The 26,768-nt window shown below is 35.1% G+C and carries 24 protein-coding genes and 1 tRNA gene; 20 read left to right on the top strand and 5 right to left on the bottom strand.

The window, feature by feature from the left end; all coding sequences use genetic code 11:
• Window positions 1-55: 55 nt before the first annotated feature.
• The 3 genes from FOL89_RS04325 to FOL89_RS04315 form a co-directional block, all read right to left on the bottom strand.
• A complete protein-coding gene (locus FOL89_RS04325; RefSeq protein ID WP_144281630.1) occupies window positions 56-703 on the bottom strand; it encodes a LolA family protein in 648 nt (215 codons plus the stop codon).
• 130 nt (window positions 704-833) lie between these two features.
• Complete coding sequence (locus FOL89_RS04320; RefSeq protein ID WP_144281629.1) at window positions 834-1,295, bottom strand: hypothetical protein; 462 nt, start codon at window positions 1,293-1,295, stop codon at window positions 834-836.
• Window positions 1,296-1,321: 26 nt separating this feature from the next.
• On the bottom strand, window positions 1,322-3,832 hold the full coding sequence (locus FOL89_RS04315; RefSeq protein ID WP_144281628.1) for an FtsK/SpoIIIE family DNA translocase: 2,511 nt from the start codon (window positions 3,830-3,832) through the stop codon (window positions 1,322-1,324).
• A gap of 250 nt (window positions 3,833-4,082) precedes the next feature.
• Here FOL89_RS04315 and ccsA point away from each other — a divergent pair, with 250 nt between their 5' ends.
• From ccsA to FOL89_RS04300, 3 genes are all read left to right on the top strand, one after another.
• A complete protein-coding gene (gene ccsA, locus FOL89_RS04310; RefSeq protein WP_144281627.1) occupies window positions 4,083-7,424 on the top strand; it encodes a cytochrome c biogenesis protein CcsA in 3,342 nt (1,113 codons plus the stop codon).
• A 138-nt stretch (window positions 7,425-7,562) separates the two neighbouring features.
• On the top strand, window positions 7,563-8,441 hold the full coding sequence (locus tag FOL89_RS04305; RefSeq protein ID WP_144281626.1) for an SPFH domain-containing protein: 879 nt from the start codon (window positions 7,563-7,565) through the stop codon (window positions 8,439-8,441).
• A gap of 168 nt (window positions 8,442-8,609) precedes the next feature.
• A complete protein-coding gene (locus tag FOL89_RS04300; protein ID WP_144281625.1) occupies window positions 8,610-8,798 on the top strand; it encodes an Arc family DNA binding domain-containing protein in 189 nt (62 codons plus the stop codon).
• 46 nt (window positions 8,799-8,844) lie between these two features.
• Here FOL89_RS04300 and FOL89_RS17505 read toward each other — a convergent pair whose 3' ends face one another.
• Window positions 8,845-8,994, bottom strand: coding sequence for an FAM210 family protein (locus FOL89_RS17505; RefSeq protein ID WP_089744841.1), 150 nt, complete (start codon window positions 8,992-8,994; stop codon window positions 8,845-8,847).
• A 130-nt stretch (window positions 8,995-9,124) separates the two neighbouring features.
• Here FOL89_RS17505 and amaB point away from each other — a divergent pair, with 130 nt between their 5' ends.
• The 12 genes from amaB (at window position 9,125) to FOL89_RS04240 (ending at window position 21,549) form a co-directional block, all read left to right on the top strand.
• A complete protein-coding gene (gene amaB, locus FOL89_RS04295; protein WP_144281624.1) occupies window positions 9,125-10,675 on the top strand; it encodes an L-piperidine-6-carboxylate dehydrogenase in 1,551 nt (516 codons plus the stop codon).
• Window positions 10,676-10,762: 87 nt separating this feature from the next.
• Window positions 10,763-12,088: an L-lysine 6-transaminase gene (gene lat / locus FOL89_RS04290; protein ID WP_144281623.1), complete on the top strand. Its 1,326-nt coding sequence runs from the start codon at window positions 10,763-10,765 to the stop codon at window positions 12,086-12,088.
• A gap of 63 nt (window positions 12,089-12,151) precedes the next feature.
• Window positions 12,152-12,379, top strand: a complete 228-nt coding sequence (locus tag FOL89_RS04285) for a DUF2007 domain-containing protein (RefSeq protein WP_144281622.1) — start codon at window positions 12,152-12,154, stop codon at window positions 12,377-12,379.
• 149 nt (window positions 12,380-12,528) lie between these two features.
• Window positions 12,529-13,047 (top strand): GNAT family N-acetyltransferase, encoded by a 519-nt coding sequence (locus FOL89_RS04280; RefSeq protein WP_144281621.1) that lies wholly within the window; start codon window positions 12,529-12,531, stop codon window positions 13,045-13,047.
• Between the two features lie 115 nt (window positions 13,048-13,162).
• Window positions 13,163-13,618: a transcriptional regulator gene (locus tag FOL89_RS04275; RefSeq protein ID WP_144281620.1), complete on the top strand. Its 456-nt coding sequence runs from the start codon at window positions 13,163-13,165 to the stop codon at window positions 13,616-13,618.
• Window position 13,619: 1 nt separating this feature from the next.
• Window positions 13,620-14,804 carry an efflux RND transporter periplasmic adaptor subunit gene (locus FOL89_RS04270; protein WP_144281619.1) on the top strand — a complete coding sequence of 395 codons (1,185 nt, stop codon included), beginning with the start codon at window positions 13,620-13,622 and terminating at the stop codon, window positions 14,802-14,804.
• Window position 14,805: 1 nt separating this feature from the next.
• Complete coding sequence (locus FOL89_RS04265) at window positions 14,806-17,952, top strand: efflux RND transporter permease subunit (RefSeq protein WP_144281618.1); 3,147 nt, start codon at window positions 14,806-14,808, stop codon at window positions 17,950-17,952.
• 22 nt (window positions 17,953-17,974) lie between these two features.
• The gene (locus FOL89_RS04260) at window positions 17,975-19,390 is read left to right on the top strand and encodes a TolC family protein (protein ID WP_144281617.1); all 1,416 of its coding nucleotides are present in this window, start codon (window positions 17,975-17,977) and stop codon (window positions 19,388-19,390) included.
• A 212-nt stretch (window positions 19,391-19,602) separates the two neighbouring features.
• Window positions 19,603-19,676 (top strand) — tRNA-Ala (locus FOL89_RS04255).
• Window positions 19,677-19,771: 95 nt separating this feature from the next.
• Window positions 19,772-20,248 carry a hypothetical protein gene (locus tag FOL89_RS04250; RefSeq protein WP_144281616.1) on the top strand — a complete coding sequence of 159 codons (477 nt, stop codon included), beginning with the start codon at window positions 19,772-19,774 and terminating at the stop codon, window positions 20,246-20,248.
• A complete protein-coding gene (locus FOL89_RS04245; RefSeq protein WP_144281615.1) occupies window positions 20,245-20,817 on the top strand; it encodes a hypothetical protein in 573 nt (190 codons plus the stop codon). Before FOL89_RS04250 ends, FOL89_RS04245 begins: the two co-directional genes overlap by 4 nt.
• A 357-nt stretch (window positions 20,818-21,174) precedes the next feature.
• Window positions 21,175-21,549: a hypothetical protein gene (locus FOL89_RS04240; RefSeq protein ID WP_144281614.1), complete on the top strand. Its 375-nt coding sequence runs from the start codon at window positions 21,175-21,177 to the stop codon at window positions 21,547-21,549.
• Between the two features lie 53 nt (window positions 21,550-21,602).
• Here FOL89_RS04240 and FOL89_RS04235 read toward each other — a convergent pair whose 3' ends face one another.
• A complete protein-coding gene (locus FOL89_RS04235) occupies window positions 21,603-22,250 on the bottom strand; it encodes a hypothetical protein (protein ID WP_144281613.1) in 648 nt (215 codons plus the stop codon).
• A gap of 151 nt (window positions 22,251-22,401) precedes the next feature.
• Between FOL89_RS04235 and FOL89_RS04230 the strand changes: the two genes are divergently transcribed.
• The 5 genes from FOL89_RS04230 to hisG all read left to right on the top strand — a co-directional run bounded on the left by FOL89_RS04230 (window position 22,402) and on the right by hisG (window position 26,768).
• Window positions 22,402-22,968 (top strand): C40 family peptidase, encoded by a 567-nt coding sequence (locus FOL89_RS04230; RefSeq protein ID WP_144281612.1) that lies wholly within the window; start codon window positions 22,402-22,404, stop codon window positions 22,966-22,968.
• A gap of 121 nt (window positions 22,969-23,089) precedes the next feature.
• Window positions 23,090-23,902 (top strand): 2,3,4,5-tetrahydropyridine-2,6-dicarboxylate N-succinyltransferase, encoded by an 813-nt coding sequence (locus FOL89_RS04225; RefSeq protein ID WP_144281611.1) that lies wholly within the window; start codon window positions 23,090-23,092, stop codon window positions 23,900-23,902.
• Between the two features lie 10 nt (window positions 23,903-23,912).
• Window positions 23,913-24,587 (top strand): glycosyltransferase family 32 protein, encoded by a 675-nt coding sequence (locus tag FOL89_RS04220; protein WP_144281610.1) that lies wholly within the window; start codon window positions 23,913-23,915, stop codon window positions 24,585-24,587.
• Window positions 24,571-25,665: a glycosyltransferase family 4 protein gene (locus FOL89_RS04215; RefSeq protein ID WP_144281609.1), complete on the top strand. Its 1,095-nt coding sequence runs from the start codon at window positions 24,571-24,573 to the stop codon at window positions 25,663-25,665. Before FOL89_RS04220 ends, FOL89_RS04215 begins: the two co-directional genes overlap by 17 nt.
• 245 nt (window positions 25,666-25,910) lie before the next feature.
• Window positions 25,911-26,768 carry an ATP phosphoribosyltransferase gene (hisG, locus tag FOL89_RS04210; RefSeq protein WP_144281608.1) on the top strand — a complete coding sequence of 286 codons (858 nt, stop codon included), beginning with the start codon at window positions 25,911-25,913 and terminating at the stop codon, window positions 26,766-26,768.

The raw sequence follows: 26,768 nt of genomic DNA, 5'->3' as shown, positions 1-26,768 counted from the left end.
ATGAAAAAGCCACAAAGTTTTCTTTGTGACTTTAAATTTTAATATTTATTTAGAACTATAATTCTGTAACAAGATAATTTTTGAATTTATTTTTATCGAACACAAACATATTTGGGTCTAATTGCTGATTTTCTTTATATTCTTTGATGGAAATAACCGAAATGTCTTTGTTGTTTCCAAACTGTTCTAGCTTCAGCATCTGTTTTCTGGCGGAATCTACATAGAGGTAAATATATTTCAGTCCGTTTGCTTTTACAGGAGTTAGTTTAATCAAATCTGCGCTTACTCCATCAACAGTTTTCTTTCCGCTATACATTACATTATAATCTTTTCTGTAAGAAGTCAGATAATTGATCGGAGAAAACATGGCGCTGTTTTCGTTAGGTTTTGCAACCGTTACTTCTTTGTCTTCCTCATTGATATTATATATCTTGCTCCCATCAAATATCTGTTCGGTTTCCATGATTTTCAGTTTGTATTTATTACCTGCTGAGTAATAAATTCCCGGTTCTGTTTTAGAAATTTTTCCATTGGTTCCGCTTCCGAATGCAAATTTAAAATAAGAGTTTTTCTTGGCATTGTAATTAGCCGTAATATCATCTAATATTTTTTTTGCTTTAGCATCAATTTTCTGAGCCTGTACAAAACCAATGCTTCCTACTACCAATGTTCCTAAAACTATCTTTGAAATTATTTTTTTCATGTTAATTTTTCTAATATTTCTTTTCTTTAGACTTTCTCAAAAGGGATAAGTTAAATTTTAGCTTCGCAAATCTTCCAAAAACTGTTCCAAAGAATTAGTGTGAAAATTAAGAAATTTAAAAATCAATGATCTATTTGTTATGCTCAATTCTATATCTGTATTTATCAAAATTTTCAGGTAGAATATTAGTTACAGTTGCTTTGTTCGAAGTGATTGTAGGTTCTAATTTTACCACTTTTGTATTTTCATCGACATTAATCTGATGGGTACTTCTCATATTTACCATGTCTATATGGAGAATTTTAAATTCGTGATTTCCTTTATTAAGATCAACGATCAGATATTCTCTGGCTTTTATTTGTCCGAGAGATTTACCGTCAACCCAAACATTCAAACGTGCTGTATTGTCTACAGAATGTAATACTCCGGCACCATTATAAATTAAAACTTTTCCATCGCCTAAGTTTTCTGTATTGACGATGTCTAATTTTATTGTATTATAATCACTTGGAATTGATTTCAATGCACACGAAGACAGCATTAGTACTGCCGAGATCAGTAAAATTTCTTTCGTGAATTTTAAAATTTTCATTTTTTAGTAATGTTTTAAAGTAGTTATTAATTTTTTAAATCATCTAAAAACTGTTCCAAAGAATGCAGATCGCTGATGAGAACTTCTCTTGCTTTAGCTCCGTTGAATCCGCCTACAATACCGCTTGCTTCCAGCTGATCCATAATTCTTCCTGCTCTGTTGTATCCCAGTTTCAGTTGTCTTTGAAGCATAGAAGTTGAACCTTGCTGGGTTGAAACAATAATTCTAGCAGCATCTTCAAACAAAGCGTCTTTTTCGTTAGGATCAAAAGCACCCACTGAGCTCGCAGCATCTTCAGAAACATATTCAGGTAGCAGAAATGCAGAAGCGTAACCTTTTTGTTCACCGATAAATTCAGCCAGTCTTTCAACCTCCGGAGTGTCTACAAAAGCACATTGCAATCTCAAAATTTCATTTCCATTGAAATAAAGCATATCTCCTTTACCGATCAGCTGATCAGCTCCCGGAGAATCTAAAATCGTTCTGGAGTCTACACTAGAAATTACACGGAACGCTGCTCTTGCAGGGAAATTGGCTTTAATCATACCGGTAATGACATTTACCGATGGTCTTTGTGTAGCAACAATCAGGTGAATTCCTACCGCTCTTGCCAATTGAGCCAATCTCGCAATCGGAAGTTCTACTTCTTTTCCGGCAGTCATAATTAAATCTGCAAACTCATCCACTACCAAAACGATATACGGTAAATAGCGGTGTCCGTTTTCAGGATTTAATTTTCTTTCGCTAAACTTTTTATTGTATTCTTTTAAATTTTTACAGAAAGCGTTTTTAAGAAGGTCATAGCGCTGATCCATCTCAATACAAAGCGAATTGAGGGTATTGATAACCTTATTGGTATCGGTAATAATCGCCTCTTCAGCATCCGGAAGTTTAGCTAAATAATGTCTTTCAATTTTTGAATATAAAGAAAGTTCCACTTTTTTAGGATCTACCATTACAAATTTCAGTTCGCTCGGATGTTTTTTATAAAGAAGTGAGGTCAGAATAGCATTGATTCCCACCGATTTTCCCTGTCCGGTTGCTCCAGCCATCAAAAGGTGAGGCATCTTTGACAAATCTGCCATAAAGACTTCATTAGAGATGGTTTTCCCGAAAACAACAGGCAAGTCCATATCTGTATTCTGAAATTTTTGAGAAGCAATCACTGATCTCATAGAAACCATGGTAGGATTTTTTCTCGGAACCTCAATACCAATGGTTCCTTTTCCAGGCATTGGTGCGATAATCCTGATTCCCAAAGCAGAAAGATTTAATGCGATATCATCCTGCAGTTTTTTGATGGAAGCTACTCTGATTCCCGCTTCCGGAACAATTTCGTATAAAGTGACAGTAGGTCCTATCGTTGCTTTTATTTCGGCGATTCCGACATTAAAGTTTTTAAGAAGACCTACAATTTTATTTTTGTTTTCTTCTAATTCTTCTTTATTGATTGAAATTTCTTCGTTTCCGTAATCTTTCAAAAGATCCAAAGTTGGCATCTGGAATTTGGCTAAATCTAATCTGTGATCATATAAACCGTGTTTTTGCACCAACTCTTGAGACTGCCTGTCAGAATCTTCAATGAGATCAACCATCGGTGCTACTTCTACATTGAATTTTATATCTTCAGCAGGTTCGGAAAAATTGTTTGAAACATCAAAAGCGTCTTCCGGTTTCACTGAGGGAATAGGATTTTCAACAGTCAAGTTTAAAGAGGGCGAGGTTATTTTTTCTTCTTCAAAAGATGTCTGATTGGGAGTTACGATAGTTTCAGCATTTGATACCGGCTTCGATTCCTTAAATGGAGATTCTTTTTTAGGTTTTTGAATTTTAATTTCAGATTCATCAGTTACTGTAATATTGAAAGAATTAGCATGATTGATTTCTTCTTTCAGCTCTTGATCTGCTTCAAAATTTTCATCAGAATTAGGCATCATATATCTTACTCTTCCGATAGTGTTTTCGTTAATTGTATTAAGTTTTGCCTTTACCGAACTCGGACGAAGATTAAATTCAAGGATAAAATAGAGTGCGATACTCACAATCAAAACGACCCAAAGACCAACAGTTCCGATGATGGCAGAAAGAGAATCCATAATCTGATAGCCGTAAACTCCGCTTAAAACTCCTTGCCCTTTTGTAATGGCTCCGAAAAGAATGGGAAGCCAGCAAATGAAAAATAGTGAATGACCGAAAGTCATCCATGGTTTGAAAATTTTCTTTTTCAGAATCATGGTCCCGAAAACCACAAAAAGAAATGCGATAATAAATGAAGCTACCCCAATACTTTCAAAAATAAAAAGATTACCCAGCCAGTCTCCCAGTTTTCCGAAAATGTTTGATGACTGTATACTCTTGTCCAGCATGGTTCCAGCCTGGCTTTGATCTGCCTTCCAGTTCATCAGATAAGAGATAAAAGACAGAGTAAGAACACCGGCAAAAACAATAAATGTTAAGCCGAAAAATATGCGGGGTTTTGATAAAATTTTACCTGCTTCAGGTGTTTGAGATGGTTGTTTTGGTAATTTCTTTTCCATAATGTAAGTCTGGCAAATTTAATGTTTTTTTTAGATTTTAGTAATTTTTTAGAAGAAAAGAGATTTGTTTTTTGTATTCATATTTTACAGTTTAAAATCTGATTGCTAATTGATATTTAAACATTTTGAATTTTCTTATTAAGAATCATTCAAAATAACCAAAAAGACAGTTGGAATGATAAAAAACAGCTTTTTTTACCGTCCTTTCGGTTTATCATCCTTATTTTTGCATGTCAAGTAATATAAAATCATGAAGAAGCTGCAGGATATTCTTATTTCCACCAGAACAATGGCTGTTCTACTGCTCGTTTATGCATTTGCAATGGCTTATGCAACTTTTTTAGAAAACGATTATGGTACACCTACCGCAAAAGCATTAATCTACGAAGCCAAATGGTTTGAGCTGATTATGCTTCTGCTCATCCTCAATTTTGTAGGAAATATAGGACGATACAGACTTTGGAGAAGAGAAAAATGGCCTGTATTAGTTTTTCACCTTGCTTTCATCTTTATTTTTATTGGCGGAGCTATTACCAGATACATCAGCTTTGAAGGACAAATGAGTATCCGGGAAGGGCAGACTTCAAACGAAATTGTAACCGATAAACATTTTTTTAAAATTAAAATTGAAGAAAACGGTGAGACTCTTGATTATCAGGACGTACCATATCTGATGTCTCCGCTTCATAAAGATTTTAAAGCAACATATGATTTTAAAGGAAAAAAAATCAAAGTGATAACGCTTGATTATGTTCAGAGAAAAAAAGATAGTCTTGTTGCAGATCCTAATGGTGCGGAATATCTTCATTTGGTATCTACTGCAGAAACAGGAAGACAGAATATTTATATTAAATCAGGAGAAACAAAATCAATCAACGGAACTTTGGTTACTTTCAACAGGGCTATTGACGGTGCCGTAGAATTTAAACAGGAAAACGGACAGATTTTGATTAAAACTCCTGTAGATGCTTCTTACATGACGATGGCAACTCAGGCAACAGGAAATACAGCGAAAGACCAATATCAACCTTTGGTTTTGAGAAGTTTATACACGATTAACGAACTAAAACTGGTTGTCCCTGAAGGTTTAAGAAAAGGAAAACTGATGGCTTTTGAAGGTGACAAAAAGAAAGATCAGAATGTACCTGATGCAATGACGGTTGAAATTGAAGGTCCAAAAACCAAACAAATTGTTGAGCTTTCTGTAGAACGAGGAAATCCAAACGCCTACAAACAGGTTGCTATGGATGGTTTGAATCTTATGGTGGGTTTTGGTCCTAAAATTTATAATACTCCTTTCGCTTTGAAACTAGATGATTTTGTGATGGAAACTTATCCTGGAAGCTCTTCTCCGAGTGCTTACGAAAGCCATGTGAAAATTATTGACGAAGGAAAGCAGACTCCGTATAAAATTTATATGAATAATGTTCTGAATTATAAAGGCTATCGTTTCTTTCAGGCAAGTTATACGCCGGATAGAATGGGAACTTTACTTTCTGTAAACCATGATTATTGGGGAACTTTGATTTCATACATCGGTTACGGACTGTTGTTTTTAGGGATGTTTGTAATCTTCTTCTGGAAAGGAACCCATTTCTGGAAGCTTAATAAGATGCTGAAAGACATCAATCAGAAAAGAGCAGCGATGATCGTTTTACTTTTATTAAGTTTAAATTTCAGCGCACAAAAAATTGAAACGCACGGAACAACGGATGGAAGCAGAGAACACGTTCATACAGAAGGGGATGGTCATGATCATGTTCCCACCTCAGAAGCTGTATCTGAAAGCAGCCCGCAGCAAAATTCTATGGCGGCTCCGCTTTCAAAAATGAGAATAATTTCGCCAGACGAGATTATTGCTAAAAATAAAATCAGCAGAGAGCATGCAGATAAATTCGGGTATCTTTTGGTGCAGAACTATGAAGGTAGAATTGTTCCGATCAACACCCAGGCTTTAGATGTTTTAAGAAAACTATATAAAAAAGACAAGTTCAAAGGAAGTGACGGAAATTATTTGACAGCCGAACAATGGTTTCTTTCAATCAATACAGACACTCCAAGCTGGACGATGGTTCCTTTGATTAAAGTAGATGCAAAAGGAGGTAAAGAACTTTTGAGAAAGACAAAAGCTAATGAAGATGGATATACTACTTTAATGAGTCTCTTTCCTGCAGATGCCAACGGAAATCTTACCTATATTTTGGATGAAGATTACAATACAGCGTTTCGCAAAAAACCGGCAGAGCAGTCAGAGTATGACAAACAGGTGATCAAACTCAACGAAAGAGTACAGATTTTCAATGAATTTTTCAGTGGACAGTTTTTAAGAATTGTTCCAGTAAAAAACGATCCAAATCACACTTGGCATTCATGGCTTGACCAAAAAATGGAACCAGACATGGAATCCCAAAAAGTGATGGGACCGTATTTTGCAGAGGCACTTCAGGCACAGAATACAGGAAATTGGGCAAAAGCTGATATTGAACTCAAAAAACTTTCTGATTTTCAGCAAAAATGGGGGAAAGCAGTGGTGCCGTCCCAGTCGAAAGTTGATCTGGAAGTTTTTATGAATAAAGCTGATATTAACTTTAAGCTTTTAATTTTCTATACGATTATTGGTGGTCTGCTTTTTATTTTAGGTTTTGTAGAATTATTCAAGCCTAATAAAATTTTAAACAGAATCATCAAGGCGATTATTTATATTGGAGTTGTGGGCTATATCTGTCATTTCTTCGGATTAGTAGGAAGATGGTATATTTCCGGTCATGCTCCGTGGAGTAATGGTTACGAAGCCATTATCTTTATTTCATGGGTCGGGATTTCTGCCGGATTGATGTTCTATTTTGGATTTGGAAAAAATAGGAATTATCCTTTGGGTGCCAAAGCTCTTACATTGTCCACAAGATTATTTGGAGCTACAAATACATCCAATGCATTGATTCCTGCGGCAGGATTTATGGTGGCTGTCATTATGATGGGATTTGCACACGGAGGTTCTGCTCTTGATCCGCAAATTACACCTTTGGTTCCGGTTCTAAAATCATATTGGCTGATTGTACATGTTGCCATTATTGTATCAAGTTACGGCTTCTTTGCATTGTCGATGATTATAGCCGTGATTTCATTGATTTTCTATATCATTACAGATAAAAATCAATTCAAATTGCATAATGATTCTACATTAAAAGAATTGGCAATTGTTTCTGAAATGTCTTTAACAATAGGACTTTTCGCATTAACTGTCGGAAACTTTTTAGGCGGGATCTGGGCAAACGAATCCTGGGGAAGATATTGGAGCTGGGATCCGAAAGAAACCTGGGCTTTTATTTCAATCATGGTATACGCATTTGTTTTACACATGAGATTGGTTCCTGGATTAAGAAGCAGATGGGCATTTCACGTAGCTACGATGTTTGCATTCTGCTCAATGGTAATGACATATTTTGGGGTAAATTATTACTTAAGCGGATTGCATTCTTACGCAGCAGGAGATCCGGTTCCAGTTCCTGTTTGGGTTTACATTGGTTTAGCAACAATGCTTACATTGGCTATAGCCTCTTACGTTAAGTTTGTTGCTTTAAAGAAAAAATAAGATTCAGTTTTATGCATACACAATCCCGAAAATTACTTTCGGGATTTTTTTGTAAAAAATAAATTAAAAAATGAAATTTATATCTGTTTTTTGTATATCTTTATGATATCAAAATGATATCAATTTAAAATTAATACTATGGAAAAAGTTTTAAAACCTATGTCTGGCTATTTGGCACTTATCATCAGTCTTTTATTGCTGGGTTTTTGTATTTATCTTTTCATTCTCGGGGTAGATGATAGGGTAGACAATAATGTTACTTATCTTATTGTTTCGTTTGTATGTTTTGTCGTAACTTTCTTTTTTATGAAAGGTTTGATGATCATTCAGCCTAATCATTCCAGAGTACTGAATTTTTTTGGGAGGTATGTAGGGACGGTGAAAGAAAACGGTCTTTTTTTCATCAACCCATTATACTCTTCACAAAAAATGTCTCTCCGTTCAGAAAATTTGCAGGGACAGACGTTGAAGGTAAACGATAAGATGGGAAATCCAATAGAAATAGCGGTAGTTATGGTCTGGAAAGTAGGAGATACTTACAAGGCAGCTTTTGATGTTGAAAGGTATGCCGATTTTGTAAAAATGCAGAGCGAAGCCGCAGTTCGTCATTTGGCAATGAGCTTTCCTTATGATAATCTGGAAGACGATCATGCTCCGATAACTTTGAGAGAAGGAGGAGATAAAATCAATTCTATTCTTGAGCAGGAACTTACAGACAGACTTTCCAAAGCGGGTATCATTATTCAGGAAGCCAGAATTTCGCATTTGGCTTATGCTTCCGAAATAGCAGGGGCAATGCTTCAGAGACAGCAGGCAACAGCAATTGTGGCGGCCAGAACAAAAATTGTTGAAGGAGCCGTAGGAATGGTAGATTTAGCTTTAAAGAAACTTTCAGAAGAAAATATTGTAGAACTTGATGATGAAAGAAAAGCAGCAATGGTAAGCAATCTTATGGTAGTTTTATGCGGTGAAAAAGCAGCAACCCCAATTTTAAACGCAGGAACATTGTATAATTAAGGTTAATTTTAAGAATAAATATTAATAATAAAGCATAAGTCTTTGCTGAGTGAAATCGAATATTCGATGTAATCAAATGCCTTTGCGGACTTAAAAACAAACAGATTATAAAAATCTTTGCGCCCTTTGCGTTAAAACAAAAAGCAATAAGAAAAACCAAGCAACAAAATGAAATCAGAGAAAGCCCAGAGTTCTTCAGAAAATAAAACAAAAAAATCTTTTGTGATAAGAATTGACGAATCTACCTACAAGCTTCTGGAAAAATGGGCAAATGACGAATTTAGGAGTGTAAATGGTCAGATTGAATTTCTACTGAATCAGAATCTGATTAATTCGGGAAGAAAGAAAAAAGAATAAAAAAATAAAAATATAGCTACAGCAGAGATTTTTTCTCTGCTTTTTTTTATTCCAGACAGCTTTTAAGACTATCAGCTCCAAAATAAAAAATTACCAGCCAGACCAAACCTTTTATGGTAAAAAATGCCAATCCTGCCCATCCGACACGTTTAAACCATTTTTTAAATTTGGATTCTTTTTCCTGTGAATTTTCCATTTTTAAATTTTTTGCTCTTACAAAGATAATATGTTTATAATTAGTCCAAATAAAATAAGCCTGAAAAAATTAAAATTTTTCTGTTGGATAATATTTTTTTATCTTAGGCGAAACGAAAAGTTAAAATTGTATGTCAAAAAAAACCAAAGATTTCGGAATTGAAAAATCATTAAAAAGTTTAGGAATCAAAGATGACAATAAAGGAACTTCTACAGGAGGGAAATTTTTTGCATCAGGAAAATCTATCGAAAGTTATTCTCCTGCAGACGGAAAACTTATTGCCAAAGTAAAACTGTCACAAGAAAAAGATTATGATAAAGTAATAGAATCTGCACAGAAAGCATTTATAGAGTTCAGAATGATTCCGGCTCCGAAAAGAGGAGAAATTGTAAGACAATTAGGATTAAAACTCAGAGAATATAAAGACGACCTTGGTAAACTGGTTTCCTATGAAATGGGAAAATCTTTGCAGGAAGGTTTGGGAGAAGTGCAGGAAATGATAGATATCTGCGATTTTGCAGTCGGTCTTTCTAGACAGCTTCATGGTTATACAATGCACTCAGAAAGACCGGGACACAGAATGTACGAGCAGTATCACCCTCTCGGAATTGTAGGAATTATCACTGCGTTCAATTTTCCGGTTGCAGTTTGGGCTTGGAACACTGCTTTAGCGTGGATCTGCGGAAATGTTACCATCTGGAAACCTTCAGAAAAGACTCCGCTTTGTGCTATTGCCTGTCAGAATATAATGAACGAAGTGTTAAAAGAAAATAATCTGTCTGAAGGAATTTCAAGCGTTTTGGTTGCAGATCACGAAATCGGACAAAAATTGGTAGATGACAAACGTGTTGCTTTGATTTCGTTTACAGGATCTACGAGGGTAGGAAGAATGGTTTCTTCAAAAGTAGCTGAAAGATTTGGGAAATCAATTTTGGAATTGGGCGGAAACAATGCAATCATCATTTCTAAAGATGCAGATTTGGATATGTCGATCATTGGAGCGGTTTTCGGAGCTGTCGGAACTGCCGGACAAAGATGTACTTCCACAAGAAGGTTGATTATCCATGAAAGCGTTTATGATGAAGTGAAAAACCGTTTAATCAAAGCTTACGGTCAGTTGAAAATAGGAAATCCTCTTGATGAAAGCAATCATGTGGGTCCTTTAATTGATACTGATGCGGTAAAACAATATGAGAAAGCCATAGAAAAATGCAAATCAGAAGGTGGAAATTTCATTGTTGAAGGTGGCGTTTTATCAGGGAAAAATTACGAATCAGGATGTTATGTAAAGCCATGTATTGCTGAGGTTCAAAACTCTTACGAAATCGTTCAGCATGAAACTTTTGCACCAATTTTATATTTAATAAAATATTCAAGTCTTGATGAAGCAATTGCTATTCAGAATGATGTGCCGCAAGGTTTATCATCAGCAATTATGACTCAGAATCTGAGAGAAGCTGAGTTATTTCTTTCACATGCAGGATCAGATTGCGGAATTGCCAATGTGAATATAGGAACTTCGGGTGCAGAAATCGGCGGTGCTTTTGGTGGTGAAAAAGAAACAGGAGGTGGTAGAGAATCAGGGTCTGATGTATGGAAATATTACATGAGAAGACAAACCAATACCATCAACTATACGACCAATCTTCCTTTGGCACAGGGAATTAAGTTTGATTTATAATTTTTCAATTTAACAACTTTAGTTATCAAAGGTTAATTTAATTATTATTTTAAATCTTTGAATTTTTAATTTTTCAATCACAATTATATGGACAATACACTTGAAAGTAAAACAAATAAAATAAAAGAAACCGTAGGAAAACACGTTTTGGCAGATGGGTTTGACTTTGTAATGGATATTGAAAACTCTCACGGATCATGGATTCATGATTCAATTTCTGGAAAAAACTTTCTGGATATGTTCTCTATGTTTGGATCTGGTTCTATCGGTTACAATCATCCATATCTGCTGGAAAAAACAGACTGGCTTGGAAAAATGGCCGTAAACAAACCTACACTGGCAGATGTTTATCCCAAAGAATATGCTCAGTTTATTGAAGTATTTGAAAGGGTAGTGATGCCCGAGGAACTACAGTACGCATTTTTTATTGAAGGCGGAACTTTGGCGGTAGAAAATGCTATGAAAGCCTGCTTTGACTGGAAAACAAGGAAAAATTTTGAAAAAGATCTTGATATTGAGGCCGGCATATGCATTCATTTCAGACAGGCATTCCACGGAAGAAGCGGTTATACTTTAAGCTTAACCAATACTTCGGATCCTAGAAAATATCAATACTTCCCAATGTTTGACTGGCCAAGAATTCTTAATCCTAAATTGCATTTTCCAATAACGGAAGAAAATCTTGAAGAAACCATTAAAAATGAAAATTTAGCATTGATCCAGATTACAGAAGCTATTCTTGCCAACCCGAATCAGGTTGCATGCATCGTTATAGAACCCATTCAGGCGGAAGGCGGTGATAACCATTTCAGAGATGAGTTTTTTCAGGGTTTAAGAAATATCTGTGATGAGCATGAAGTATTACTGATTTTTGATGAAGTGCAGACAGGAATAGGAATTACCGGGAAAATGTGGGCATTTGAGCATTTCAGCGTGAGACCGGATATTATTTCTTTTGGTAAAAAAACGCAGGTTTGCGGAGTCTTGGCGAATAAGGAAAAATTCGACGAAATCCCAAACAATGTATTCAGGGAGAGTTCCAGAATCAATTCTACATTCGGAGGAAATTTTATTGATATGCTTCGTTTCCAGCTGGTAATGGAAGTGATTGAGAAAGAAAATCTTGTAGAAAATGCTAAAGTTGTAGGAGAATATCTTTTGCAAGGCCTTCAGGATTTAGCTCAGAAATATCCCGAAAAATTATCAAATCCAAGAGGTAAAGGATTGATGTGTGCTGTTGATTTACCTACAGGATCACAGAGAGATCAATTGAGAAACCTACTGTATCAGGATTATTTAATCATTCTTGCTTGCGGGGATCAGTCAATACGTTTCAGACCACATCTTAATGTTACAAAAGAAGAAATTCAGATCGCTTTAGATAAAATTGAAAATAATATTAATAAAATTTAAAACTTCGTAATTTGGAATTTTAAATAAAAATTTCTATATTTAGATACTCAAAATGTAATGAATATGGACAGAAATACTAGAGTATCAGTTTTTGAAAGTGATAAACCTGCTGAGATACAGCTGATTAAATCTAAATTGGATGATGCGCAGATTACGAATGACGTGGAAAATAATTATTTGACATTCACAACGACTCCCACTGCAACTACTCTTAAAGTGATGGTTGATTTACAGGACGAAAAAAAAGCATTTGAAATTATTGATGCTTATCTTCAGCAAAATGAAAATTAATTAAAACAAATTCATAATTTTAAATTTTACTACTTCAGAAACCGAAAGTTAATTATTAGCTTTCGGTTTTTTATGAATGAAAATTAATCAAAAGTATTTGGTATTAATTATGATATTTGAAATTTTAAAAGTTTTAGTAAAAAATATGTATGACTGATAATAATAAAATTCATTTTAGAAAAGCAGATTATAGAGATATAGACAATATTTGGGAAATTATTCAACAGGCTATAGAAAGAAGAAAGAATGACGGAAGCTCGCAATGGCAGAATGGTTATCCTAATCTTAATACTATTCAAAGTGATGTTTGTAAAGACTTCGGATATGTATTAACAATTGATGACAGGGTTGCCGTTTACACTGCGCTTATTCAGAATGATGAACCCGCTTACAGTAATATTGACGGTGAATGGTTAAGTAACGGAGAATTTGTAGTTGTACACAGAGTAGCCGTGCATAATGATTTCTCAGGAAAAGGATTGGTAAAAATTTTGTTTGATCAAATTGAAAATTTCACAACTTCCTGTGGAATTCAGAGTGTAAAAGTTGACACTAATTTTGATAATACTGCAATGCTGAAAATTTTAGAATCAAAAGGTTATATCTATTGCGGGGAAGTATTTTTAGCAGGTGGAGTGCGTAAAGCTTACGAGAAGATTATTTCTTAAAGTAAAAGTTAAATCAGATTTCATTGATTCTTATAGAAGCTTATTATTTATAAACTCTATTAAGTTTGTTCGTTTTGTTCCGAACTAATCAATATTTTTGGAGAAAATATAATTGATGAAGCAAACATTAGAGGTAGATAAGAAAATTTTTCAGGATGCCGTAAAATTTTACGGAACTGTTCTTAATCTGCCGCCATTAGCGTCCAAAATATATTCCTACCTCATTTTCGATTTTGATAAGGTGGGAATTACTTTTGATGAATTTGTAGAAGTTTTTTCGGCAAGCAAAAGCTCGGTATCTACAAGTTTAAGCCTTCTTCTCAATCTTCAGCTCATAGTTGATATCAATAAGATGGATGAGCGTAAAAGATATTTTTTTGCCAATGATGATTATAAAAGAATCAGGTTCGAGAAAATTGTTCAAAAGATGAAAGATGAACTTAGACTGATGCAAGATCTAAAAAACTTCAGAAAAACTGAAAATAAAGAAGCAGAAGAAAGAAATGAAGCTTATAAAGCGCTCTTAAATAAAAGTATAATTACAATTCAGGAATCTCTTAATAAACTATAATATGACAAATAAGCTTATACTATTTTCTGCGGGAGCATTATTGCTTACTGCCTGCAAAGAAGAAGCTCCTAAGCAGGATGGTGCTAAACCGTATCCTGTAGTTTCTGTAGAAAATAAAAATATAGTGGGATATGATACATTCCCTGCAACCATTCAGGGAAGAATAAATAATGATGTAAGAGCTAAAATTCAGGGTTATATTACTCAGGTTTTGGTAGATGAAGGGCAGTATGTAACCAAAGGACAGCCATTATTCCGGCTTGAAACCAATATTCTGACCGAAAATGCCGCCGCCTCAAAAGCAGGTATTGCCGCTGCAGAATCCAGCATTGCGGCAGCTCAGGCTCAGGTAAATGCTGCTGAGGTTGAAGTAAACAAACTGAAACCTTTGGTACAGAAAAATATTATCAGTAATGTGCAGCTCCAGACAGCGCAGGCAAATCTTGCACAGGCACAGGCAGGATTACAGCAGGCTATGGCTGCAAGAAAACAGGCGGTTGCCAATTATAAAGGTGTGGCAGCCAATATTGATTATTCAGTAATACGTGCGCCCATTTCAGGAGTTATTGGTAAACTGCCGTTGAAAGTTGGAAGTTTGGTAGGTCCAACAGATCAGACTCCGCTTACGACAATCTCAGATACATCCGAAATTTTCGCATATTTTTCAATGAATGAAAAATCTTATTTTGACTTTCTGGAAAAATCTGTTGGTGCAAGTCTCCCTGAAAAAATAAAAAATCTGCCGATGGTTGAGCTTCAGCTTGCCAATGGAAGTATTTATCCTGAAAAAGGCACAATTGAAGCTATAACAGGTTCTATTGATGAAAATACCGGAACTATTCAGTTTAGGGTTGTTTTCAAAAATGCAGAAAAGCTTTTAAGCAACGGAAACAGCGGAACCATCAGGTTTCCTAAAAACTTTGACAATGTTCTGGTGGTTCCTGAAAGTTCTACTTATGAACAGCAGGGTATTGTGTATGTTTATAAAGTAGATAAAGACACTGCTAAAAGTGTGGTTGTCAATATAATTGATAGGATTGATAATCTTGCACTCATTAAAGATGGTGTGAAACAAGGTGATAAAGTAGTTGCGCAAGGTACAGGAAGTCTGAAAAACGGAACTCCCGTAAAACCACAGCCGACCACAACCGATGAAGTTGTAAAATCTATAAAACCGAAATTCTAAAATGATAAAAAACTTTATTAACAGACCGGTTTTATCCACAGTAATCTCCATTATGATTGTCATTCTGGGAGTTCTGGGACTTACTGCTCTTCCTGTTACACAATATCCCGATATTGCTCCTCCCACAGTAAGTGTGCGTGCAAATTATGCAGGTGCCAATGCTGAAACGGTGATGAAGAGTGTGGTGGTTCCTTTAGAAGAACAAATTAATGGCGTTGAGGGGATGGATTATATTACTTCAACAGCAGGGAATGATGGTTCAGCACAGATACAGGTATTTTTTAAGCAGGGAATAGATCCTGATATTGCTGCGGTAAATGTTCAAAACCGTGTTTCAAGAGCAAGTCCGTTGCTTCCGAGTGAGGTTACGCGTTCCGGAGTTGTAACACAGAAACAGCAGACAAGTGCATTGATGTATCTTTCTTTCTATTCAGAAAATAAAAACATTGATGATGTTTATCTTCAAAACTTTTTGAATATTAATATAATTCCGAATTTACAAAGAATAAACGGAGTTGGAGAAGCCAATGTTTTTGGCGGAAAAAATTATTCAATGAGAGTTTGGCTTGATCCGGCAAAATTAGCAGCTTATGGAATCACTCCGTCTGATGTAACAACAGCAATCAACGAACAGAGCAGGGAAGCTGCAGCGGGCTCTTTAGGACAAAACAGTGGAAGCTCTTTTGAGTATATCATTAAATATGTAGGTAAATTCAGTGACAAAGAGCAGTATGATAATATTATTGTAAAAGCTTTGCCGGATGGGCAAAATTTAATGCTGAAAGATGTAGCAAAGGTAGAGCTTGGCGGGCTTTCCTATTCTGGTGTTGGGGAAAACGGCAATAATCCATCCATCAGTATGGGGATTTTTCAGACTCCCGGATCAAATGCGCAGGAAATTATTGAGAATATTAAAGCTCAGCTAAAGGCAAATGAAAGCACTTATCCTGAAGGAGTAAAATATACCTTTAACTTTGATACTAATGAATTTCTGGATGCATCTATAGAAAAAGTAATTCATACTTTAATTGAAGCATTTATACTGGTATTCATTGTAGTCTATATATTTTTACAGGATTTCAGATCTACATTGATTCCGGCTATAGCAGTTCCGGTTTCTATTGTGGGAACATTTTTCTTCCTGAATCTTTTTGGATATTCATTAAACCTTCTTACACTTTTTGCTTTAGTACTGGCAATCGGTATTGTGGTAGATGACGCTATTGTCGTCGTTGAAGCTGTTCATGCCAAGATGGAAAACGGAATTTCCAATGCTAAAAAAGCAACCATTGAAGCAATGGACGAGATTACAGGTGCAATTATATCTATTACACTGGTAATGGCAGCGGTATTTATTCCGGTAACATTTATTACCGGTCCTACAGGAGTTTTTTATCAGCAGTTTGGTATAACGTTGATTATTGCCATCATCATTTCGGCGGTTAATGCACTGACTTTAAGCCCTGTTCTATGTTCATTATTTTTAAAACCTCACGATGCACATCATGAAGACTATAAAAAGAAAAACTTTATTCAGAAATTCTTTTATAAATTTAATATTGCTTTTAAAGCAGCTACAGACCGCTATGCAAGAGGATTTACGTTTCTTATTAAGCATAAATGGGTAACTCTGGTTATTTTCGGAATAACAGCCGGAATCATTTACTGGACGAGTGCAACAATGAAAAAAGGTTTTGTACCGACAGAAGACAGAGGTATTATATTTACTGATGTACAACTTCCTCCCGGAGCGTCTATGGAAAGAACTTATGATGTACTGAAAACCTTACAGGCAAATGCGCTCAAAATTCCCGGAATTCAGAATGTAACTATTTCTACAGGAAGAGGATTACTTTCTGGAAACGGAAGTAACAACGGGCTTGCCTTTGTAAAGTTGAAACCTTTTGACGAAAGAAAGGGTGAAGGACTTTCATCTGAAGAAATAACGAAAAAACTTTTCGGGCTTACAGGAAAGGTTCCGGATGCAAAGGTAGTTTTCTTCCAGCCTGCAAGTGTACCGGGCTTTGGTAACAGTGCAGGTTTTGAAATGGTTCTGCTGGATAGAGCAGGAGGAGAATTTGCAGAACTGGATCAGAAGACCAATGAATTGATCGGAAACCTGATGAAGAGACCTGAAATTGAATTTGCACAAACGTCATTCAATACCAAATATCCTCAATACCAAATGGAAATAAATGTTCCGTTGGCTAAACAAAAAGGAGTTTCTATTAATTCTATTTTGGAAACCATGCAGGGATATATCGGAGGAATTTACAGTGCAGATTTCACAAAATACGGAAAGCAGTTTAGAGTAATGGTTCAGGCTTTACCCGAAAACAGGCAAAATGCAGAAAGTCTCAATCAGCTTTATATCAAAACAGCACAGGGAGAGATGGCTCCGATTTCACAGTTTGTAACTCTCAATAGAACATACGGACCTCAGTCTGTGGGACGATACAATCTGTTTACTTCTGTAAAAATAACAGGAGCCAATGCTGCGGGTTATAGTTCAGGTGATGCCATTGCTGCCGTACAACAGGTTGCCGGAGAAACTCTTGATCAGAATTATTCTGTAGAATTTACAGGGTTATCAAGGGAAGAATTATCTTCCGGTTCGCAGACAGTACTTATTTTTGCTTTAAGTCTTGTTTTTGTTTACTTTATTTTGGCAGCACAGTATGAAAGCTATATTCTTCCTTTGGCAGTGGTTATTTCTCTTCCTTTAGGAGTAATGGGAGCCTATTTTGGTCAAAAAATTATGGGATTGGAAAATAACATCTATTTTCAGATTGCATTAATCATGCTTGTAGGATTACTTGCCAAAAATGCCATTCTGATTGTGGAGTTTGCCGTACAAAGAAGACATCATGGCGAAAGTATCGTAACTTCTGCTATTAACGCTGCTAAAGCAAGATTAAGACCTATTTTGATGACCTCTTTAGCGTTTATTTTCGGTTTATTGCCTTTAGTTTTAGCAAGCGGAATCGGTGCGGTTGGAAACAGATCCATCGCAACCGGAGCGGCAATAGGTTTATTGATAGGGACTCTTTTAGGAGTATTTGTAATTCCTGTTTTATATGTGGTTTTCCAGACTTTACAAGAGAAAATTAAGCCTATAAAACATGAGGACATCAATTTAGCAGAATAAAAAATCTTTAAGATTTAATTGAATGAAAAATTTATCTATTATAATAAAAGGAACTGCTTTTTCTGTTTTTACAGTGGCTGTTTTGTCTTCTTGTATGGTAAGAAAAGAGTACGAGAGACCTCAGTCGGTAGTTGATGAAAAACTTTTTCGTACAGATATGCTTCCGCAGGACAGTATGAGTATCGCTACTGTTTCATGGAAAGAAATTTTTACAGATCCTATCCTTCAGAAACATATCAACACCGCTTTAGAAAATAATCTTGATGTACGAATTGCAGTACAGAATATCGTATCGGCAGAAGCATACCTTAAACAGGCTAAAGCAGCTTACGAACCAACTTTATCTGTAGGTCCCAACTATACTTTTCAGACCCAGTCAATCAATACACAATTTGGGCAGATTATTGGCGAGCGTAGATACATCAATCAGTTTGATATTACAGCAACAATAGGCTGGGAAGCAGATATATGGGGAAGATTAAAATCTCAGCAAAAAGCCCAACTTGCCACTTATCTGGGAACTTTAGCTGCTCATAAAGCTGTAAAAAGCGATTTGGTAGCGTCTGTTGCTTCGGCTTATTTTCAACTCTTGACTTTTGATGATCAGAAAAGAATTATTCAGGAAACTATAAAAATAAGAGAAGATAATTTAGAAACAACTAAAGCTTTAAAAGAAGCAGGCGTACTTACAGAAGTTGCAGTGCAGCAAAGTCAGGCGTTGGTTTACAATGCAAAATCTTTGCTTATTGATATAGATACGCAGATTGCATTGCTGGAAAATACGGTAAGTCTTTTGATGGGAGTTCCTTCTCAGGCTATTGAAAGATCTTCATTAAAATCACAGCAGATTCCCAATAGTTTAGCGGTTGGTTTTCCTGCTAATCTTTTATCAAACCGTCCGGATGTAATGCAGGCAGAATTTAACCTGATCAATGCATTTGAATTGACCAATGCAGCAAGGGCACAGTTTTATCCCACGTTAAGACTTACCGGAAGCGGGGGAGTGCAATCGGTAGACATTGATCACCTCTTTAGTGTAAACTCACTTTTTGCCAATGTTGTAGCTGGATTAGCACAACCTATTCTGAATAGAAGACAGATAAAAACCAATTATGAAGTGAGCCAGGCAAACAAAGAAACGGCTTATCTCAATTTCAGAAAAGCAGTTTTAAATGCCGGAAAAGAGGTTTCTGATGCCATCAAAGTCTTTTCTGTACAGGATTCTTTTATTGATTTAAAGAAAAAAGAGCTGGATTCTTATAAAAAATCCGTGGATTTTTCTCAGGAACTCGTCAACTACGGCATGGCAAATTATCTGGAAGTACTGAATGCAAGTGTTAATTCTTTGAATGCTGAGCTTAATATTTCAAACGCAGAATACAGTAAGATGAAAGCTGCAGTAGATTTATATCAGGCTTTGGGCGGCGGATGGAAATAAAAAGTAGTTAGTTATTGATATATTCAATCTTGTTAGGACGTGTATCGTGTATTCGGTACACGTTTTTGTTTTGAAATTTTAAATTAACTAAATTGATTTGATAATTATTAAGGAAAAAATACTATTGAGCAAAAGTTCTTATTGTAAAAATTAAAAAAAATTTGCAAATCTGTGATAAATACTTACATTTGCAAAGTTATTAAGAAATAGTCGGGGAATTAGCTCATCTGGCTAGAGCGTTAGACTGGCAGTCTAAAGGTGACGGGTTCGATCCCCGTATTCTCCACAACTTGAAACCCTCTCCCACAAAGGGTTTGCAAAGAAAACAACTTTTTGGAAGCGTATTAATCAGTAACAAAATCAGTAACAAAATTAATACGCATGATAAATCTTAATTTCGGATGCAAAAGATCCGAGTTCCTTGTGACCTCATCAAATGATGATTGGTTTATCCAATGTCGTTTTTACGAACCGGGCAGAGAAAGACCATTTACTTATCGCCGCCGCCTGAATCGTTTCAAGTCTGAAAAAGAGCGAAAGCAGATTGAAAAACTTCTCCTAAAACAAATGACTTCTTTGCTGGATGAGAAAGATTATAATCCCAGAACAAAGCAGTTTATGTTTTTGGATGATGATCTCAATCCAAATCTTTCAATGCTTGATTCCCTTGATCTAGTACTAAAGAATAAAATTTACACTCCTGAGCATCGTAAAATTGTTGAAAGCTGCTTGAAAAAATTCAGATCCATTGCTTGTAAACTTGAACTCGACTATCTTAAAATAAAAGATGTAGAGCTAATTCATGAAAAAAAAATATTGATTATATTTACACTTGCCGATAAAAAACTTTTTATATGAATAAAATAGTATTTATGTTTCTATTTTTAGCATTAAATCTAATGAATTCCCAGTCTAAGAAAAATGAAGTATGGTTCAATTGTTATTTACCAAATGGTTTGAAATGCCCAAACCTCAAACCTACAGATAATAATATTAATAAAGTAAGCTTGCATTTTGAACCAAAAGCAAGAATATGGTTCGCAACATCCGAATATGACGAATCTATAATTGTGATATTTAAGGCGCTTTCTAATCAAGCTTTATTCGTTTTATCTACTAACAAGAACCCATATTCTTCAGATAAAATTAAATATTTGATTGATGGAATTAACGAAGATAATATCAATTATCGTTATTATTTTGGTAAACAAATATATGGACATCATTCAGGATTGAGAAGCGATGTGAAACAATTGATCAAAGAAAAAACCTTAGATTTAGAATTTCTTTTATCTACATTGGGAAGCCCTGCAGAAATTAAAGATTCATTATATGATGGATCACCCTCAAAATGCTACATCTATTTAAAAGAGGGTATTAGAATTTATATAGTAGACAATCAAGCTGTAGGAGTGGAAGAAATTTAACTAATCAATACGAATCATCAAAAGATTGATAAGAGTATAAAAACGAAATTGAACCGTTTACTTGACATTTATCTCAATATTTGGAATTAAAAACTATATATCATTCTATATCCTTAAATGAATTTTGTTTACTGTATTCTAACACAGTTAAAGTAAAAAATACATCATAATAGTGCTTTACCATATTTTTTTAAAATCTGATTGTAAAATGAAAAACTATAAAATTAAATTGATATATTTGTCCAATTCAAAAATGCACACAGATAGACGTAATTTTGAAAATGATATTTAAAATTTTGAGCGTGTTTTTGAAAATAAACTGAATAATTAAACATATTTCATAAACTATTGCAAACTATGAAGAAACTTTTTCTCCTTTTTTTGACTACTTTTTTATTAATTGGCTGTAGTTCAAACGACGAAACAATTTATGATTACATCGGAACCTGGTCAGGAACCTACGAAGGAACCCAAAAAGGTCTTTGGAACTTCGTAGTAGCAAGCGATGGAAAGGTAACCGGAACGATGTACTCTGAAAATACAAATGAGAATTACAATATCTCTGGTTTCTTAAATAATTCGGGACAGTTGACAGCAGAATTGGTTTTACCTGCTGACGGACAATTTTCAGGAACATTAACTCTTGATAAAACAGCAACAGGAACTTGGGTAAACGAATCTCCAACTCCTGTAAGATCCGGAACCTGGAAAGGTACAAAAGACAAAAAATAGAAAACTGATTATATATCTGAATCGCCTGACAAAGTATTGCAGGCGATTTTTTTTTACACAAATCCCATTTTTACAATTTTACCGCCTTTCTTAAAGCATACAAAATGCAGAACCTCTTCTTCGTTAAAATGATTTTCAAAATTAACTTCATACTGATGCTCCTGCAATTTAATGTTTTCTTTAAAAGATTGGGATGTATAATTGCTGTAATCCATTTTTAGGGTTACAATATCCATTTCATCTGCATCTGTTTCCTTGCCCAAACTTAGGTTTTTATCCCATAAACCAAGAAAAATCTGTATATTTTGAGGTACAGAAGCAATACTTCCAAACTGAAATTCCTGCAACACCCTTTTTCCTGGATTGGTCTTCAAACCTGATTTTACAGTCCTGCTGCCTTTATCAGAAGTGATGTCGCAATCTTTAATAGCTGTCATGGTTTTCGCAAACTTTTGATAGAGCAGGGGATCGTGTGCTTCAGAAATATATTCAGAAAGACACGCACGTATAGCTTTTCCTACTTTTGAACAATGTCCGAATTCAGAACTGTTTTGTCTTACTTTTTCGTAACTGGGACTTTTTTTATAAGCTGTTTTATTGAATCCGCTTTTTCTGCGGACAATATTTTTACCATTAAGGTTATAAAAAACCAAATCTCCGATCGTTCCGTTAAGTTTAATAAAGCTCTCGTATGTTGCCATAATTTTTATAATCCTGCAAATTTAAGAATAATTTAGTTTAAAATATATTTTATAGTATAATTAATATATAGTTGTAGTATAGTTATTGCATAGTTATAAAATTTAATATATCTTTGTTGTAATTAATTACTTTACTGATTTTCAAATCAATATGCGGCAGTTTATTTTCAAAAAAAAATATTTCAAAATTTCATTACTTGCAGTGATGATTTCTGTGTTTTTAATTTCATGCGGAAGTTCTAAAAGTGTTTCATCCTCAAAAAACGCTAAAACAAATTCTGTAAAGAAGGAAAATTCCAGAGTATTGCTTTCAGAATTTGAAGGAAAAATTTCAGGATCTGTGAAAGAACTTTTAAAAGATGCTGAGAAATATTTAGGTGCTCCATATAAATTCGGAGGAAATACTTCTGCAGGATTTGACTGTTCAGGATTTGCCCTAAAAGTTTTTCAGGAAAATAATTTTCAGCTTCCGAGAAGATCAGCAGATCAGGCCTTGGCTGGAAAACCGATTGAAATAGAAACCGTAAAACCGGGTGATTTGCTTTTCTTTGCTACTTCCGGAGGAACCCGTGTTTCGCATGTAGGAATTGTCCATACCATAGAAAAAGATGGAGAAATAAAATTTATTCATGCTTCTACTTCAAAAGGGGTAATCATTTCTTCCCTCAGCGAAAATTACTGGAACAAAGCATACTTGCATGCACAGAGAGTTTTATAAACCTTTTTTTTATTTCAAGACACTTTTCTTATTTCCATTTTATATTATAAGCAAGCTCTCTCTTTAAGCTAAACTTTTGTATCTTTGAGGGCATTTATTTTAACAAAATTTAAACATCATTATGTCGTTACAGCAAACTATTGAAAATATTTGGGATAACAGAGAACTATTGCAGAATGAAGACAGCCAGAAAGCCATTAGAGAAGTAATTTCTTTGGTCGATAAAGGTGAACTTCGTACTGCAGAGCCTACCGAAAACGGATGGCAGGTCAACGAGTGGGTAAAGAAAGCTGTTGTAATGTATTTCCCGATCCAGAAAATGGAAACTATTGAAGTGGGACCGTTTGAATTTCACGATAAAATGCCTTTAAAGAAAGGGTATGCCGAAAAAGGGGTAAGGGTAGTTCCTCATGCAGTTGCCAGAGAAGGAGCTTATATTGCTCCAGGTGTAATTATGATGCCGTCTTATGTAAATATTGGTGCTTATGTAGATTCAGGAACGATGGTAGATACTTGGGCAACGGTAGGAAGCTGTGCACAAATTGGTAAAAATGTTCATTTAAGTGGAGGTGTAGGAATTGGTGGTGTTTTAGAGCCGCTTCAGGCTGCACCTGTTATCATTGAAGATGATTGCTTTGTAGGTTCAAGATGTATCGTGGTAGAAGGCGTTCATGTTGAAAAAGAGGCTGTTTTAGGAGCTAATGTTGTTCTTACAGCATCTACAAAAATTATTGATATTACAGGCGAAACTCCGGTTGAAATTAAAGGAAGAGTTCCTGCTCGTTCGGTAGTAATCCCGGGAAGTTATACAAAAAAATTTCCTGCAGGTGAATATCAGGTTCCATGTGCATTGATTATCGGAAAAAGAAAGGAATCAACCGATAAAAAAACTTCTCTGAATGATGCGTTGAGAGAGAATAATGTAGCGGTTTAAATTTTTGCAGATGGCAATTCCGAAACAGATATTTCAGACATTTAAAACAGATAAGCTTCCCTGGCTTACAAAATTTCATATTAAAAGAATGCTCAGAAAAAATCCTGAGTATACTTATCATTTTTACGATGATAATAGGATTCAGGCGTTCTTTAGAGATGAGTTTCCTCCTGAATATCTGAAATCGTACAACAGACTGACGATTGGAGCTGCCAAAGCAGATTTTTTCAGATATGCCATTCTTTACAAAAAAGGAGGAGTTTATTTAGATATAGACAGCGGAATCAATATCCCTCTGCGAAATCTAATTCGTGAGGATGATGTGGCTCTGGTCACCGATGAAATTCCGCCAACATATTATGTACAATGGGGTCTGGTTTATGAAGCCGGACACCCGTTTTTACAGAAAACTTTAGAAAATATTCTTGATAACATCCGAAATAATCCTTATCCTCATAATGTACATAAGACTACAGGACCCACGGTTTATACGGAATCTATCAAACAATGTCTTTCCGAAAATCCGGATATTCCGCATCGGTTTCTAGCACCGCATTACGAAAATAAAATGGTGTTTAAATATAAACTCGGGAAGTTTTTTCTGTACAGTAAAAAATCAGAACACTGGAAAAGAAAACAACTTACACAGAACATTATAAAATCTGAGGATGAAGATAGCATTTGATGCCAAAAGATTTTTCCATAATACCTCAGGTTTGGGTAACTATTCCCGCGATTTGGTACGGATTTTAGCACAATATTTTCCTGAAAACGAATACATTCTCCTGAACAAAAATAAATCTGAAAGAGGTTCTGGTATTTTAGAAAACTCCCATGTTCATTTTGTGGAAACTTCTAAGGGAAAAATGTCCCGGCAATTTAAAATGGGGAAGGACGCACAAAGGCAAAATGCCGATATCTTTCATGGATTATCCGGTGAATTGCCTTTGAAATGGGATAAGAAACCAATCAAAAAAGTAGTGACCATTCATGATCTTATCTTTGTACGTTATCCGCAATATTATTCCTTTTTCGACCGTAAAATTCACTTCTGGAAATTCAGAAAAGCCGCAAATTCTGCCGATAAAATCATTGCTATTTCAGAACAGACAAAGCGCGATATTATCCAGTTTTTAAAAGTTCCCGAATCAAAGATCGAAGTCATTTATCAGGGATGTCACCAAGCTTTTAAAGAACAGCAGTCTGAAGAATTCATTCAGAAAACCAAAGAAAAATTTTCTGTTCCGGAAAGATTCATTCTCAATGTTGGAACCATCGAAGACCGAAAAAATCTGCTGAATATCGTTAAAGCATTAAAAGACACCCAAATTCCGTTGGTTGTTGTCGGAAAAAAAACAAAATATTTCAGGAAAGTAGAACGGTTTGTTAAGCAGCATAAAATCAGCGTGCAGTTTCTCGAAGGAGTTTCCATGGAAGAACTCGCGGCGGTTTATAAGCTTGCGGATATTTTCGTCTATCCAAGCTTTTTTGAAGGTTTCGGAATTCCTGTCATTGAAGCATTATTTTCAAAAACAGTAGTTATTACAAGCAATACGAGCTGTCTTCCCGAAGCGGGCGGACCAGATTCTGTATATATTAATCCTGAAAATTATTTAGATATTCAATCAAAAATAAAATTTCTCTGGGATAATGAATCTGAAAGAAAGCGCCGTGCTGATAAGGGTTTTGAGTTTGTTCAGAAGTTTAATGATGAGCCGATTGCCGATAACCTGATGAATCTGTACAGGAAAATTATTTTGTAAATTTTTTGGCAGTTTAAAAATAAGCTCTACATTTGTATCACAATTTTCAACAATGAAACCGAATTTTTTAACAGTACATCATTATCATCATCTCTGCTAAGACGGAATTGATTGATATGTATTTATGTTAAAAATCAAAATAATTAAACCGTCTGAGTAAACAGGCGGTTTTTTGTTTCTAAATTCATCCCGGGAAATTTATTTCAATTAATCATTTTTGTTTACTCAGATTCAAAATAATCAAAATGAGTAAATTAAAAATTGCCATACAAAAAAGCGGACGGCTTTACGAAGAATCTCTTCAGCTTCTCAAAGACTGCGGGATTTTCATCAACAACGGAAAAGATCAGCTGAAAGTTTCTGTAGAAAATTTTCCTATCGAAATTATGTATCTAAGAAATTCTGATATTCCTCAGTATCTGGAAGATGGAGTCGTTGATATTGCGATGGTCGGCGAAAATCTTTTAGCCGAAAAGCAAAAAAACATTGAAATTATACAACCTCTCGGATTTTCAAAATGCAGAGTTTCTTTAGCCATTCCAAAGGAAATTGAAACTGATGATATCTCTTATTTTCAGGGTAAAAAAATTGCAACCTCTTATCCGAATACCCTTAAAAACTTTTTGGATAAAAACAATATTTTTGCAGACATCCATATCATTTCAGGTTCTGTGGAAATTGCACCAAACATAGGATTGGCAGATGGAATCTGTGATATTGTAAGTTCGGGAAGTACTTTGTTTAAAAATGGTCTGAGAGAAACCATAACACTCTTAAAATCTGAAGCCGTTTTAGCAAAAACATCTCGGTTAGATACAGAAAAACAAAATATTTTAGAGAAATTACTTTTCAGAATTAAAGCAGTTTTAAAAGCAAAAAATTCAAAATATATTCTCATGAATGTTCCGAATGAAAAGATTGGAGAAATCTCCAAAGCCCTTCCTGTCCTGAAAAGTCCGACTGTGATTCCTTTAGCGGAAGAAGGATGGAGCAGCATTCATTCCGTAATAGACGAAGCACGTTTCTGGGAAGTGATTGATGAACTGAAAGACAAAGGAGCGCAGGATATTTTAATAATTCCAATTGATAAAATGGTGATTTAA

Origin of the sequence: Chryseobacterium echinoideorum (genome assembly GCF_007474535.1) — a bacterium.
Classification (GTDB): domain Bacteria; phylum Bacteroidota; class Bacteroidia; order Flavobacteriales; family Weeksellaceae; genus Chryseobacterium; species Chryseobacterium echinoideorum.
The sequence above is the reverse complement of the archived record's forward strand: the minus strand, read 5'-3'. Positions and strand labels throughout refer to the sequence as shown.